This is a genomic window from Mesorhizobium sp. M5C.F.Cr.IN.023.01.1.1, assembly GCF_003997585.1.
Taxonomy (GTDB): Bacteria; Pseudomonadota; Alphaproteobacteria; order Rhizobiales; family Rhizobiaceae; genus Mesorhizobium; species Mesorhizobium wenxiniae.
The window spans coordinates 1-13,901 of the sequence record NZ_RZSU01000082.1 but is presented as its reverse complement, the minus strand read 5'-3'; the positions used below and the strand labels follow the sequence as shown (position 1 = coordinate 13,901).

Below are 13,901 nucleotides of genomic sequence, written 5' to 3'. Positions count from 1 at the left end.
CTGCAGGCAGTCTCCAGACGCATGAGCCTTGTCAAAAAGTTCGCGACGGTCGCTTCCGGCACGCTGATGAGCCGTGCCCTCGGCTTCGGCCGCGAGATGCTGATGGCGGCCGCACTCGGCACCGGGCCGATCGCCGACGCCTTCAACGCGGCGTTCCAGTTTCCCAATACCTTTCGCCGGCTGTTTGCCGAAGGCGCCTTCAATGCCGCCTTCGTGCCGCTGTTCGCCAAGGAAATCGAGACCCACGGCACCGATGGCGCCAAGCGCTTTTCGGAAGAGGTGTTCGGCGTGCTGTTCACGGCGCTGCTGGCGCTGACCATCGCCATGGAACTGGCGATGCCGCTGATCGTGCGCTACCTGGTGGCGCCGGGCTTTGCCGACACGCCGGGAAAGTTCGAGATGACGGTCCGGCTTGCGACCATCATGTTTCCCTACCTGATCTGCATGTCGCTCGGCGCCATGATGGCCGGCATGCTGAATTCGCTGCGCCGCTATTTCGCTGCGGCGGTGGCGCCAGTGTTCCTCAACATCATCCTGATCGGCGTGCTCGCCTATTCCTGGCACAAGGGATCGGACGCGCGCACCGTCGGCTTCGCGTTGGCCTGGGGCGTGCTGGCGGCGGGGCTGGTGCAACTGGCGATCGTCTGGGTGGCGGTGCGCCATGCCGGCATCTCGATCGGTTTCCGCAGGCCAAAGATGACACCCAATGTCAAGCGGCTGCTGATCCTGGCGCTGCCGGCGGCAATCACCGGCGGCATCACTCAGATCAACCAGCTGATCGGCACCGCGATCGCCTCGGCGCAGGACAGTGCGGTGTCGTCGCTCGCCTATGCCGACCGTATCTACCAGCTGCCGCTCGGCGTCGTCGGCGTCGCCGTCGCCATCGTGCTTCTGCCCGAACTGTCGCGGGCGCTGAAGTCAGGCAATCTGATCGAAGCGGCCAATCTGCAGAACCGGTCGGTGGAGTTCACCTTGTTCCTGACCTTGCCGGCGGCGGCGGCACTGCTGGTCATGTCGGAGCCGATCGTGGGGCTGGTCTACGAACGCGGGGCATTTGCCGCCAACAATTCGACGCCAATCGTGGCGGCAATCCTGGCGATCTTCGGCTTGGGTTTGCCGGCCTTTGTGCTGATCAAGGCGTTCACGCCCGGCTATTTCGCCCGCGAAGACACGCGCACGCCGATGATCTTCGCCGCCATCTCAGTGGCGGTGAACATCACCACCGCGCTGATGCTGTTTCCGCAGATGGGCGCGCCGGGCATCGCCGTCGCCTCGGCCGTCGCCGGCTGGGTCAATGCGCTGATGCTGCTCGGCGTGCTGATCCGGCGCGGTCACTGGGGCCGCGACGTACCACTCATGAGACGCATCCCACGACTGGTGCTGTCGGCGGCGGTGATGGGGGCGGCGCTCTATTTTGCCGAGCACTGGTTTGCCGCCCAACTGGCCTCGGGCTCACCGCTGGTCGTCAAGGCTACGACGCTTCTCGCGCTGGTTGCCGGCGGAGCGTTGCTTTATTTCGTCACCGCCTTCGCCACCGGCGGCGCCGATTTCGGCATGATCCGGCGCAATGTCAGGCGGAAGGGCTCCCCTTCGACTAGGGAATAGTCTCCCGTCGACAAGCATCAGTCTTCGCCGGACAATTCGTCATAGACCGGGCGCGGCAGCGGCTTACGTGCCTGCTTGTTAAGTTCGATCCCGAGTTCATCCCGAAGTCGCGCCGCCGTCTCCAGTGGCGTCTCGCGGCCATGTCGGCGCTCCAAAGCTTTCTCGTTGGAGACGGTCATCCATTTCCCGTCAGATCGTTGGCCGAATATTTTCCACCCTATCATACATATCGATGTCGGCGCCGCCCCTCATTGCCCTGCCGGGCATTTCTCCCCGTAAACGGGGAGAAAGAAGCTGGCTGCCCCTCGGCGCCCTTCCTGCAACGCTTGTCGTTGGCGAAACCGTCGATGACGCTGTCTTTCTCCCCGTCACTATACTGTCACTATACGGGGAGAAATGCCCGGCAGGGCAATGAGGGGCAGCGCCGACCTGTCAAGCCGAGACAGGCGCTATAAGCGCGGCGCCAACAACATCGAACAAGCAATCCGACCTGAACCAATTGCTCTGCCGCGATCGCCTACAGCCTCTTGATCCGCTCCCCGCTCTCGTCCATAAGCGCGCCGTCGAAAGACTTTCGCCGCGCGCGAAACGGCCCTCCACAAGCCAGGGAAACACCATGACTGACTCCAATCAGCTCGCCTCCAATCAGCCCGCCTTCAATCAGCCTGCCTTCAAGCCACTTGTCTTTTCCGGCGTCCAGCCGACCGGCAATCTGCATCTCGGCAACTATCTCGGCGCCATCAAGAAATTCGTCGCCCTGCAGGACACCTCCGATTGCATCTATTGCGTCGTCGACCTGCATTCGCTGACCGCGCAGCTAGTCCATGACGATCTCAAAGACCAGACGCGCTCGATCACCGCGGCGTTTCTCGCCTCCGGCATCGACCCGAAGAAGCACATCGTCTTCAACCAGTCGCGGGTCATGCAGCACGCCGAGCTTGCCTGGATCTTCAACTGCGTGGCCCGCATCGGCTGGATGAACCGGATGACCCAGTTCAAGGACAAGGCCGGCAAGGACCGCGAGAATGCATCGCTCGGGCTGCTTGCCTATCCGAGCCTGATGGCGGCGGACATCCTCGTCTACCGCGCCACCCACGTGCCGGTTGGCGATGACCAGAAGCAGCATCTGGAGCTGACACGCGACATCGCGCAAAAATTCAACAACGACTTTTCGGACCGCATCGCCGGCCTTGGCGTCGGCGTCGAGATGAAGGTCGGCGAGGAGACGGTGAACGGTTACTTCCCGCTGACCGAACCGATCATCGGCGGACCGGCGGCGCGCATCATGTCGCTGCGCGACGGCTCGAAGAAGATGTCGAAGTCGGACCCGTCGGACCTGTCGCGCATCAACCTGACCGACGATGCCGACAGCATCTCGAAGAAGATCCGCAAGGCCAAGACCGACCCCGAGGCGTTGCCCGGGGAATTGGACGGCCTTGCCGGCCGGCCGGAAGCCGAAAACCTGGTCGGCATCTATGCGGGTCTGGCCGAGATATCGAAGGAGGCGGTGCTGAAGGAGTTCGGCGGCCAGCAATTTTCAGTGTTCAAGCCGGCGCTGGCCGACCTTGCCGTGGAAAAGCTGGCGCCGGTCGCCGGCGAGATGCGCCGCATTTCCGACGACCGCGCCTATGTCGACGCGGTGCTCAGGGATGGCGGCGAGCGGGCCAGCGCCTTGGCCGAGGCGACGATGAAGACCGTGCGCGACATCATCGGCCTGCTGCAAAGCTGAACCTTAAGCGCCGCGCGTCCGTTTGGACGCGCCAAGGAGGCTCTAACGCACCAGCGTCGCTACATCTGCCGGTCGCTTGCGGCCGGGCCGTGGCGGTGGCAGATTGCGACCGAAACCATCGAACAGGGTGACTATGGTCTCCAAACGCCTCAGCCGCGAAGCCGGCCATCGCCGCAAGTTCCTGGCGATCATCGACGACACGCCCGAATGCGAGCGGGCCGTCGTCTACGCCTCGAAGCGCGCGCAGAGCACCAACGGCGTGCTGGTGCTGCTCTACGTGATCGAGCCGGATGATTTCCAGCATTGGCTGGGTGTCGAGAAGATCATGCGCGAGGAGGCCACCGCCACCGCGCGGGCCGCACTTGATGCATACGCCAATAAGGTGCGCCAGAAACTCGGCATCGAGCCGGAACTGGTGGTGCGCGAAGGCAAGCCGACCGAAGAGATCCACAAATTGATCGAGGAAGACCAGGATATCGCCATCCTCGTGCTTGCGGCCGGCGCCGGCAAGGAGGGGCCGGGTCCGCTGGTCGGCGCTGTCGCCGGCAAGGGCGCCGCCTTCCCCATCCCGGTGACGGTGGTGCCACAGAACCTGTCGGACGAAGAGATCGACAGCTTGGCCTAACGCAAAATCAAAGTGCTACAGCTTGCTTTGCGCGTCCAATTGAACGCGCGGCGCGGTAGAAGAAAATTCATTCTCTCGGGCGGCCGTTCCGGCGATGCCTTTCGCTTGAATGTCCCGCCGATAAGGCCTATTTAGAATTATTCCAAACTATCTGCCCGAATGGGCACGGAGACATCCATGTTCATCCAGACCGAATCGACGCCAAATCCGGCGACATTGAAGTTCCTGCCCGGCAAGGAAGTACTTGTCGAAGGCACCGCCGATTTCCGCGATGCCGACAGCGCCGCTACGGCTTCGCCGCTGGCCGGCCGGCTGTTCGAGATCCCCGGCGTCACCGGCGTCTTCTTCGGCTATGATTTCATCACCGTGACCAAGGACGGCCCCGACTGGCAGCATCTGAAGCCGGCGATCCTCGGCGCCATCATGGAGCACTTCATGTCCGGCGCGCCGGTGATGGCCAAGGCCGGCCCCGCTGCCGAGACCAGCCAGACCGGCGAATTCTACGACAAGGCCGACGAGGAACTGGTCATCACCATCAAGGAACTGCTCGACACGCGGGTGCGCCCGGCCGTCGCCCAGGATGGCGGCGACATCACCTTCCGCGGCTTCGAGAACGGCACCGTGTTCCTGCACATGAAGGGCGCCTGCGCCGGCTGCCCGTCATCGACGGCGACGCTGAAGCACGGCATCCAGAACCTGCTCCGGCATTTTGTACCCGAGGTGCAGCAGGTCGAACAGGTCTCTTAACGACTCAAAAAAACGTCAATTCGCCTGTCGCGCGATAACAAAAAACCGGGCCAAAACCCGGTTTTCTGTTCTGCGACGTCCATTTGTTGCCTAGACGGTCCGCGTAAGAAAGTTTTTACAAGACGATGACTTTAGCGCCGACGGAGGTGCGGTCGTAAAGGTCTATAATGTCTTGATTCATCAGCCGGATGCAGCCCGACGACATCGCCTTGCCGATCGAGTTCCACTCCGGGCTGCCATGCAGGCGGTAGCCCGAATCGCCGCCCCTGTTGAACAGATACAGGGCGCGCGCGCCGAGTGGGTTGGTCAATCCCGGCTCCATGCCGCCGGCAAACTTGGCGAGCTCCGGCTGGCGCTTGATCATCGCCGAAGGCGGCGTCCAGGTCGGCCATTCGCGCTTCACCGCGATACGGGCGGTGCCGCGCCATTCAAAACCCTCGCGGCCGACGCCGATGCCGTAACGCATCGCCTCGCCGCCGCCCATGACGTAGTAAAGAAACTTGTTCTGCGTATCGACGACGATGGTGCCCGGCTTTTCATCGGTGTCGTAGCTAACGACCTGCCGACGGTACTTGAACGGCACCTTTTCGATCGGAATGCGCGGCAGTCGATAGCCCGCATCGGTCATCGGGCCATAGTTGTTGGTGAATATCTGCGAGCCGATGGTGCTGCAACCAGCAATAGCCGTCGACAGCGCAAGTGCGGAGACGATTGCGAATGACTTCATGCGCATGAAAAGGTCCGATGCCCCGCCCAAAGGTAGCGGCACGAGACGGCCGCTTTGTCGCCATCATTCATGCTGGCATTTGCTTTGCTTGCCAAGCGGGCGATGCCTATATGCAGGGGCTTACATGCCGGTAAGTCGGCAACTGTGGCTTTTCGGCAACGGCTACCATAAGTTTATGTAATGAATTCAATGGGGCGGCCCGCCAACCCGCCGGAAGTCGAGGAGCTGTCATGAATGTTGGAGATGCCGCCCAGCGTTCCGGTCTGCCGGCCAAGACCATCCGCTACTATGAGGAGATCGGCCTGATCCGTCCGGCGCGCGCCGGCAACGGCTACCGCGATTATTGCGGCGACGACATCCACCGCTGACTTTCTTGCGCCGCGCGCGCAATCTCGGCTTCTCGATCGACGACTGCCGCCAGTTGATGGCGCTCTACCAGGACCGCAGCCGCGCCAGCCATGACGTGCGCGAGATCGCCGCCGCGCATGTGACGGGAATCGAGGAGAAGGTGCGCGAGCTGCAGTCGATGCGCTCGACCTTGCAGAAGCTGATCCATGCCTGCCACGGCGACGACCGGCCAGACTGCCCGATCCTGGAGGATATTGCGGGGGCTGCGCAGGCTGGAGATAAAATCGCTTCCGCGGCGGCATGAGCGACTAGCCTCCGACACTCCAGGCCGCAAACGGTCGGCCCTTACGACCCCGGCGGGCGATACCGGATCGACTTTGCCTTCCCAAGCGCTTGCATCGTCTCTTCGACGCTTAGAAGGACGGTGGTCTCATACGAGCTGAGCGCCCCGCCCGCACCGATAGCCAGCATGACAGATGCCATCGAAACGTTGTCTGGAGCCTCCCATAGATTCCAGCCATCGTGCTCTCCGAAGGCGTACCAGAACCCGTGTAGCTTTCCGCCCACCGATTCGATGTAGGAACGGGCCGCCTCGCGTCGATCCTCGGGGTTTTCGATCAGGCGCGCCCAGGTTTCGGGCGTATAGCTGAATTGCGTGAGATACATCGGCATGGATCGTCTCCTCCCAGAGCTGCCCCCAACGAATGTAGTAAAGCGCCCGATACAGGGAGAGGCGAGTCGTTTCCGAGGCGTAGTACCGCTGGCTTAGTTGCGGGGCCGCTAATGGAGGTGCTTCACTGGCTTTCTTCAGGGAGTAAGGCCAATGGCAGCGTATCTCATTGCTGATGTAGACATAACCGATGCCGCCGTTTTCGAGGAATACCGCCGGGATGTGCCAGCAACCGAAGCGCGCTATGGGGGACGGTACATCGCTCGTGGCGGAGCCACCAAAGTGCTGGAAGGCGATTGGGAACCTCATCGCCTGGTCATTGTCGAGTTTCCGGACATGGCCTCCCTCATGGCATGGTACGGCTCTCCAGAATACAGCCGGCTCAAAGCTATCCGTGAACGCTGCGCAAAGACGAGGATCATTGCTCTGGAGGGCGTGATCCCCGTTGGTTAAAGGCCGGGTTTGTTAACCGGATAATCGGCCAGAGAAAGGATATCCGGGGGTCGACAGGTTGACTAAGCGCTGATGGATTAGGCATAGAGGCAACAAGGTCTGAGGGCGGGACGGTGACGCATCGGTCTGCAAAACCGACGTAGTGGGTTCAATTCCCACTCAGACCTCCAGCCAGCGCACCGGCGCTGATTTGTTCCGCCGTAATCGATTGTTTCCCGTTGGGTTTGTCAACCAGATAATCGCCTCAAGAAAACGGGTTCAAACCGTGAACAAAGTCTGGCATGGTGCTCCCATGCCAATCATCTCGCCTGTCCCTCTCAACCCCCTTATCGACGGCCGTCAGTCGGAGCGCGCCATGCTCGTGCGGCGCGGCGTGCAGCGGCTGCTCAAGGAAATGGGCGCGCATGTGCTGCCCGAGCTGTCGCTGGCCACCGGGCGCCGCGCCGACCTCGTCGCGCTGACCCGGCAGGGCGACATCTGGATCATCGAGATCAAGTCCTCGATCGAGGATTTCAGGGTCGACCGCAAATGGCCGGACTACCGGCTGCATTCCGACCGCTTCTTCTTCGCCACGCATCCCGGCGTGCCCTCGGAGATCTTTCCGCAGGAATGCGGTTTTATCCTTTCCGACGGCTATGGCGCCGAAATCCTGCGCGATGCGCCCGAGCACCGCATGGCGGCGGCGACCCGCAAGGCGCTGATGCTGAGAATCGCGCGGGCCGGTGCGTCGCGGCTGCTCGCGGCGGAACTCGCCGGCGTCTCGGTGCCGGCGCTGGATGGTGAAAGCGAGTAGGAGTGCGCCGCGTCGGCGACAGGCCCAGCGTCGGCGTCGGACCACGCCTTTATGCGGGCCTGCCGATCCTCTCGATATGATTTTTGATCTCGCACCGATGATTTCCGCCTGCCTGCGCTGTCCTGATCAATAGGCGCTGGAATTGTCCTGCGGCGGAAAGAGAGGTGATCCATGGGATCGTTACAAGGTCAGAATGTCGTCGTCATCGGAGGCAGCCGGGGTGTCGGCCGCTCGATCGTGGAAGCCGCGCTTGGGGAGGGAGCAACAGTCCTTGCCGTTGCTCGTGGCACAGCCGCCCTGAAAGAGCTCTCCCGGGAGACATCAGGCGTGAAGACGCTTGCGGTCGACGTCACCAAAGAGACCGCACCCGATGCTGTTTTCGCGGCGCTTGAGCCAGACGTCCTGGTGATCTGCGCCGGCGCCCTCGCGCCGTCCGCGCCCGTCCAGGAGCAGAGCTGGGAGGACTTCTCGGCAAACTGGGAAATGGACGTCAAGGCATCGTTCCTGTTCTGCAAAGCGGCACTCCAGGGTCGGCTCAAGCCGGGGAGCCGGGTGGTTCTGATCTCCAGCGGCGCGGCATTCAGCGGCGGACCGCCGAACTCTGGCGGCTATGCCGGCGCAAAACGCATGCAGGTGTTCCTCGCCGGTCATAGCCAGAAGGAATCGGACCGACTTGGTTTCGACCTGCGTTTCATGGCGCTTTCGCCGGCGCGCATCATGCCGGGCACCGGCGTCGGCGATCGCGGCATCGACGGCATTTCGGCCTATATGGGCATTAGCCCGGCGGACTTCCTGGCGAGCATGACCGACATGCAGACGCCGGCCGATGTCGCACGGGCTGCAATCGCGCTCGCCACCGGCCAGGCGCAGGGCAGCTCGTTCGTGGTTAGCGGCAGCGGACTTGCGGCGGCGGCATGAGGCGCGCAGGATGCCAGCCGACTTCAGCACCGCCGGGCTTCCCATGACAGACGCTCCTGGCCCTGTTGAGCCATCGGGCCGGTCGATCCTCGATCGGCTGGCCTTCGAGCGCTTGACAGTGGCTCATCGCCGCGAGCTTAAGCTCCACTGCTATCGGATGATGGGCTCGTTGCACGAGGCGGACGACCTCGTGCAGGACACTTTCCTGCGGGCGTGGCGCGCACGGTCGCAGTTCGACGGACGAGGCTCGGTTCGCGGCTGGCTCTACACGATCGCCACCAATAGCTGCCTCAACGCCATCAAGGCGAGGTCGACAGCGCATCGCATTCTCCAACAACCCGAACGGCCGCCCTCCGACGGGCGGGCCGTCGACGGGCCTGCCGAGCTCACCTGGCTGGAGCCTTATCCGGACGCCGAGCTTCCGAACCTCGTTGACGGCGAGCCCGGTCCGGAAGCGCGCTACGAGACCCGTGAAGCGGTTCAACTTGCCTTCGTCGCGGCGATCCAGCTTCTGCCGCCCAGGCAGCGGGCCGCCCTGTTGCTTTGCGACGTGCTGGGGTGGTCTGCGGTTGAGACGGCGCAATTGCTGGGTGGATCGACCGCTTCGATCAACAGCGCCTTGCAGCGGGCCCGCGCAACGCTTGGCGAGCGATACCCTCAGGGACGCCCCGTGCAGTGGCCACGGTCCAGTCCGGAAGAGGGCCTTCTGCTCGAACGCTACATGCGGGCCTGGCAGACCGCCAACCTCGACGGCTTCATCGAACTCTTGAGGGAAGACGCCACCTACCACATGCCGCCATGGCGGGAATGGTACCAAGGGCGCAAGGCGATTCGCGATTTCATCGAGACCGTGTGGGGCAATTTTGCGGGCTATCGCACGGTGGCCACCCGAGCCAACGGCCAGCCCGCTGTCGGGGTCTATGCACTGGACCATCGTGACCTTGTATGGCGACCCCACTCGCTGCATGTTATTGAACCCGCCGACGGCAAAATCGCTTCCCTGACGATCTATGTGCCGCCGCTCGGACCCGAACTGTTTGCAGCCTTCGGCCTGCCGCCGGTCTAATCCTCTTCCGCCCCATTCGCCGCCGGCGCCACCAGCAGCACGGCGGCGCCGAGGATCGCGGCGATGAAGGAGCCGGCGAGGATGCCGACCTTAACCGCGTCCTGCAGCTCGACATTGCTGGCGAAGGCGAGCAGGCCGATGAACAGGCTCATGGTGAAGCCGATGCCGCAGAGCAGCGAAATGCCAATCATGTGCAGCCAGCCGGCATTGACCGGCAGATCGGCAAAGCCGAGCCTGATGGCAAGTGCCGAGGAGCCGAACACGCCGACCAGCTTGCCGGCGACGAGGCCGGCGGCGACGCCCAGCGTCAGCGGCTCGACCAGAGCGGCAGCGCTCAGGCCGGCCAGCGAAACGCCGGCATTGGCAAAGCCGAAGATCGGGACGATGACGAAAGGCACTATCCTGTGCAGCCCGTGTTCGAGCCGATGCAGCGGCGAATGGTCGAGATCATGGCTGATACCCGGGGAGATCTTCAGGGGTATGGTCAGGGCCAGCGCTACGCCGGCGAGCGTGGCATGAACGCCCGATTTCAGCACCAGCACCCACAGAATGACGCCAAGCACAAGATAGGGCAGCAGCGTCAGCACCTTCATGCGGTTGAGCACGATCAGCAGAGCGATGACCGCGAAGGCGGCGCCGAGATAGGCGAGCGACAGGCCGTTCGTGTAGAACACGGCGATGATGAAGACCGCGCCGAGGTCGTCGATGATGGCGAGCGCGGTGAGGAATACCTTCAGCGACCCCGGCACGCGGCTGCCGAGCAGCGACAGCACGCCGAGCGCAAAGGCGATGTCGGTGGCGGTCGGGATCGCCCAGCCGGACAGAGCGGCTGGATTGTCGCGATTGATGGCGATGTAGACAAGCGCTGGAACCAGCATGCCGCCGGCGGCGGCGATGCCGGGCAGGACGCGCCGCGGCCAGGTCGAGAGCTGTCCGTCCAGCATCTCGCGCTTGATCTCCAGGCCGACCAGCAGGAAGAACATGGCCATCAGGCCGTCATTGATCCAGTGCGATACGCTGAGCGGTCCCAGATAGGCGTGAAGGGCGTCGAAATAGGCCTGGGACAGCGGCGAATTGGCGACGATCAGGGCAAGGGCTGCGGCTGCCATCAGAACGATGCCGCCGGCCGCCTCGCTACCGAGAAATTCGCGAAAAATGGAAGCCGGCCGCTGCTTCTGGTCCTGCATCTGCTCTCCGTCCTATCGGCCGGCAGGGCCGGTGTTGCCTCGTGCGATGATGCGCAAACACCGACGGCAGGGCAAGTCTCTACAGCGCCGCGCGTCCTTTGGGACGCGCAAAGGAGGCTGTAGCACTTTGATTTTGCGCATGATCGCCAACAAAAACCGGTTCCGGTTATGCGGTTCGGGTCATGCGTCAGCGCGGCGCGCGCTTGGCGAGTATCCGCTGCAGCGTGCGACGGTGCATGTTGAGCCGGCGCGCGGTCTCGGAGACGTTGCGGTCGCACATTTCGTAGACGCGCTGAATGTGCTCCCAGCGCACGCGGTCGGCCGACATCGGGTTTTCAGGCGGCGCGGCGCGTTCGCCCGCGGTGCGGGTAAGGGCCGCGAAAACGTCGTCAGCATCGGCTGGCTTCGACAGATAGTCAACGGCCCCCAGCTTCACCGCCGTCACTGCGGTGGCGATGTTGCCATAGCCGGTGAGAATGATGGCGCGGGCGTCGTCGCGCTTCTCTCGGATGGCGGCAACGACGTCGAGGCCGTTGCCGTCGGCGAGCCGCATGTCGACCACGGCATAAGCCGGCGGATTGGCGCGCGCCTTGGCCACCGCCTCCTCGACGCTCTCGGCCGTCTCGACCACGAAACCCCTGGTTTCCATGGCACGGGCCAGGCGCGTGAGGAACGGCTTGTCGTCGTCGACGATCAGCAGCGAGGTGTCCTCGCCTTCAACCATTGCGCCAATCGTTTCGTCGCCGTTCATCGTCTTCTAAATTCCTGCTGCCTGATTTTTACGCAGATATAGTTTCGGAGCGCTATTGTCCAATTCAAGCCGTGTCAAACATGGTGGCCGAAGCCGAATCAGGATTGAGGAAGACGCCGCGCGGCCACGATATCTGTACGATGGCGCCCTCGCCCGGCTCGCTCGAATTGCGAAAATCGAGCGTGGCCCCCGAGCGTTCAAGCAAGGTCTTGGCGATGAAAAGACCCAGGCCCAGGCCGCCGCCGGCCTCGGTGCCCTGGCGCGTCGACATGTATGGCTCGCCGATGCGGTCGATGATTTCGGGAGGAAAACCCGGCCCGTCGTCGATGATCGAGAAGGTAACACTGGCCTCGTTCCAGCTCCAGCGCACGGTGACGCTCTTACGGGCAAAGTCGACGGCATTCTCGACCAGATTGCCGAGGCCGTAGATGACGCCGGGATTGCGCCGCCCGACCGGTTCGGGGCCGATGCGCTCGCCAGGGCGAAGCTTGATCGAGATTCCGAAATCGCGGTGCGGGGCCGTCATCTCCTCGACAAGCGAAGTCAGCGGCATGCGGGAGAGATGCGCCTCGCCCTCGGACGACAGGCTGGTCAGGCGCTTGAGGATTTCCCGGCAACGCTCGCTCTGCGAGCGCAGCAGCGTCACGTCCTCGCCGTATTTTGGATCGTTGCGGAGCGCCTTCTCCATCTCCTTGGCGACAAGCGTGATGGTGGCAAGCGGCGTGCCCAGCTCATGCGCGGCGGCGGCGGCAAGGCCGTCCAGTGCCGACAAATGCTGCTCGCGCTGCAGCACCAGCTCGGTGGCGGCAAGCGCGTTGGCGAGCAGCCGGGCTTCCTCGGCCACGCGGAAGGCATAGATCGCGGTGAAGGCGATCGAGGAAAACACCGCCATCCACATGCCGGCGACATAAATGAACGGCATCTCCAGCGGCGCGCCCTCGTACCAGGGCAGCGGCAGATGGAAGAACACCAGCAGGCTCGCCGCCACCATCACCAGCGCGCCGAGGATGGCGGTCAGGCGCAGCGGCAGCGACGTCGCCGAGATGACCACGGGCACGGTGACGAGCACTGAAAACGGATTGGTGAGGCCGCCCGTCAGGTAGAGCAGGCCGGCAAGCTGCAGGCTGTCGATGGTCAGGATGGCGAAAGCCGGCAGCGGGGTCAGCCGATGCGCCGCCGGATAGCGGAAGGTCAGCAACAGGTTCATCCAGGCAGAACAGGCGATCAGCGCGAAGCAGGGACTGACGGGCAGCGGGAACTTCAGCCCATAGGCAACGACCAGAACCGCCAGGCTCTGGCCGACGATGGCAAGCCAGCGCAGCCTGATCAGCGTGTTAAGGCGCAGCCGCTGGCTTTGCTGGAAGTCGGGCGCCTGCAGGATGTTTATCATGGCCAAGGATTTATAGCCGGAAAAGGATAAAGGCTAGGTCCCCCGCGGTTTGGCGCGGCTGGTGGCTGTGGCGAGAAGCGGGTTCTCCGGCCAGACGTGCCGGGGATAGCGGCCACGCATCTCGGCCCGCACGTCGGCCCAGGAGCCGCGCCAGAAGCCGGGCAGGTCGCGGGTCGTCTGGATCGGCCGATGCGCCGGCGATAAAAGGTCGAGCGTCAGCGGCACGGTGCCACTGGCGATCGCGGGATGCCGGTCGAGACCGAACAACTCCTGCACGCGGATCGCCAGCACCGGCCATTCGCCATCATAGCGGATCGGCACGCGGCTGCCGGACGGAGCGTCGAAATGGGTCGGCGCCAGTGCCTCGATCCTGCGCTGGAGATCGTGCGGCACCAATGCCATAAGGCCGGCCGAAAGCACGCCCGGATCGATCGCCGCAAAGGACGCCGCGCCGGAGAGGTACGGCAGCAGCCAGTCGTCGAGGCTATCGTCGAGCGCGGCGTCGGAAACATCGGGCCAGGGCGGGCCGAGGCCGCGATGCAGCCAGCCGAGCCGTTGACGCAGCGTTTCAGCCTCCTTGCCCCACGGCAAAAGCGACAGCCCGTGTTGGCGCAAGGCGTCGAGGATGGCGCGATCCGCCTCAGTGCCGGCCGGCGGCGGCAGCATACGTTCGGACAGCGTGATGGCGCCGAGGCGAACGGTTTCGCGCACGCGCACCGCGCGCCTGTCGCGGTCGAAGCTGGTTTCGCGGCTTGTCTCGATTTTTTGCGCAAGCGAAGCGCGAATGTCGGTCTCATCTATCGCCGCTGCTGCCGTGATGCGGGCGTTCTGCGCCTTGCCCTGCAGATCGGCGACGACGAGCCAGGCCGCGCCCGCCAGCGGATCGGCAGCG

At 63.7% G+C, this 13,901-nt stretch carries 15 protein-coding genes, 1 tRNA gene and 1 pseudogene; 10 read left to right on the top strand and 7 right to left on the bottom strand.

What is annotated here, in order from left to right; genetic code table 11:
• The first annotated feature begins 21 nt into the window (after positions 1–21).
• Positions 22–1,605: a murein biosynthesis integral membrane protein MurJ gene (murJ, locus tag EOA78_RS26090; RefSeq protein WP_127317624.1), complete on the top strand. Its 1,584-nt coding sequence runs from the start codon at positions 22–24 to the stop codon at positions 1,603–1,605.
• 17 nt (positions 1,606–1,622) lie between these two features.
• Here murJ and EOA78_RS36215 read toward each other — a convergent pair whose 3' ends face one another.
• Entirely contained in the window at positions 1,623–1,784 is a 162-nt protein-coding gene (locus tag EOA78_RS36215) for a hypothetical protein (RefSeq protein WP_164783944.1), read from the bottom strand.
• Between the two features lie 437 nt (positions 1,785–2,221).
• On the opposite strand from EOA78_RS36215, the gene trpS reads away from it, so the two are divergent.
• From trpS to EOA78_RS26070, 3 genes are all read left to right on the top strand, one after another.
• Complete coding sequence (gene trpS, locus EOA78_RS26080; RefSeq protein WP_127317623.1) at positions 2,222–3,334, top strand: tryptophan--tRNA ligase; 1,113 nt, start codon at positions 2,222–2,224, stop codon at positions 3,332–3,334.
• A gap of 133 nt (positions 3,335–3,467) precedes the next feature.
• Positions 3,468–3,959, top strand: a complete 492-nt coding sequence (locus tag EOA78_RS26075; protein WP_095493836.1) for a universal stress protein — start codon at positions 3,468–3,470, stop codon at positions 3,957–3,959.
• A 177-nt stretch (positions 3,960–4,136) separates the two neighbouring features.
• Entirely contained in the window at positions 4,137–4,706 is a 570-nt protein-coding gene (locus EOA78_RS26070; RefSeq protein ID WP_029347737.1) for a NifU family protein, read from the top strand.
• A gap of 115 nt (positions 4,707–4,821) precedes the next feature.
• Here EOA78_RS26070 and EOA78_RS26065 read toward each other — a convergent pair whose 3' ends face one another.
• Positions 4,822–5,439 carry a L,D-transpeptidase gene (locus EOA78_RS26065; protein WP_127317622.1) on the bottom strand — a complete coding sequence of 206 codons (618 nt, stop codon included), beginning with the start codon at positions 5,437–5,439 and terminating at the stop codon, positions 4,822–4,824.
• A gap of 224 nt (positions 5,440–5,663) precedes the next feature.
• Here EOA78_RS26065 and cueR point away from each other — a divergent pair.
• Positions 5,664–6,085: pseudogene (gene cueR, locus EOA78_RS26060) on the top strand (Cu(I)-responsive transcriptional regulator).
• A gap of 41 nt (positions 6,086–6,126) precedes the next feature.
• On the opposite strand, the gene EOA78_RS26055 reads toward cueR, so the two are convergent.
• Positions 6,127–6,453, bottom strand: a complete 327-nt coding sequence (locus tag EOA78_RS26055) for a GYD domain-containing protein (RefSeq protein ID WP_127317621.1) — start codon at positions 6,451–6,453, stop codon at positions 6,127–6,129.
• 151 nt (positions 6,454–6,604) lie between these two features.
• On the opposite strand from EOA78_RS26055, the gene EOA78_RS26050 reads away from it, so the two are divergent.
• The 5 genes from EOA78_RS26050 (at position 6,605) to EOA78_RS26030 (ending at position 9,681) form a co-directional block, all read left to right on the top strand.
• Positions 6,605–6,904 (top strand): DUF1330 domain-containing protein, encoded by a 300-nt coding sequence (locus EOA78_RS26050; RefSeq protein ID WP_127317620.1) that lies wholly within the window; start codon positions 6,605–6,607, stop codon positions 6,902–6,904.
• Between the two features lie 96 nt (positions 6,905–7,000).
• A tRNA-Cys gene (locus EOA78_RS26045) sits at positions 7,001–7,074 on the top strand.
• A gap of 122 nt (positions 7,075–7,196) precedes the next feature.
• Positions 7,197–7,697, top strand: a complete 501-nt coding sequence (locus tag EOA78_RS26040; RefSeq protein WP_127317619.1) for an MmcB family DNA repair protein — start codon at positions 7,197–7,199, stop codon at positions 7,695–7,697.
• Between the two features lie 171 nt (positions 7,698–7,868).
• On the top strand, positions 7,869–8,615 hold the full coding sequence (locus EOA78_RS26035) for an SDR family oxidoreductase (protein WP_065008925.1): 747 nt from the start codon (positions 7,869–7,871) through the stop codon (positions 8,613–8,615).
• 43 nt (positions 8,616–8,658) lie between these two features.
• Entirely contained in the window at positions 8,659–9,681 is a 1,023-nt protein-coding gene (locus EOA78_RS26030) for an RNA polymerase subunit sigma-70 (protein ID WP_127317618.1), read from the top strand.
• Here the strand turns inward: EOA78_RS26030 and nhaA are convergent.
• The 4 genes from nhaA to EOA78_RS26010 all read right to left on the bottom strand — a co-directional run.
• Positions 9,678–10,868 carry a Na+/H+ antiporter NhaA gene (gene nhaA / locus EOA78_RS26025; protein WP_127317617.1) on the bottom strand — a complete coding sequence of 397 codons (1,191 nt, stop codon included), beginning with the start codon at positions 10,866–10,868 and terminating at the stop codon, positions 9,678–9,680. The two genes, EOA78_RS26030 and nhaA, sit on opposite strands and share 4 nt — an antisense overlap.
• Before the next feature lie 187 nt (positions 10,869–11,055).
• Entirely contained in the window at positions 11,056–11,619 is a 564-nt protein-coding gene (locus EOA78_RS26020) for an ActR/PrrA/RegA family redox response regulator transcription factor (protein ID WP_127317616.1), read from the bottom strand.
• A gap of 64 nt (positions 11,620–11,683) precedes the next feature.
• Entirely contained in the window at positions 11,684–13,009 is a 1,326-nt protein-coding gene (locus EOA78_RS26015) for an ActS/PrrB/RegB family redox-sensitive histidine kinase (RefSeq protein WP_164783945.1), read from the bottom strand.
• Positions 13,010–13,042: 33 nt separating this feature from the next.
• Positions 13,043–13,901 (bottom strand): ATP-dependent helicase C-terminal domain-containing protein (locus EOA78_RS26010; protein WP_281034072.1); only part of this gene is annotated, 859 nt, incomplete at its 5' end.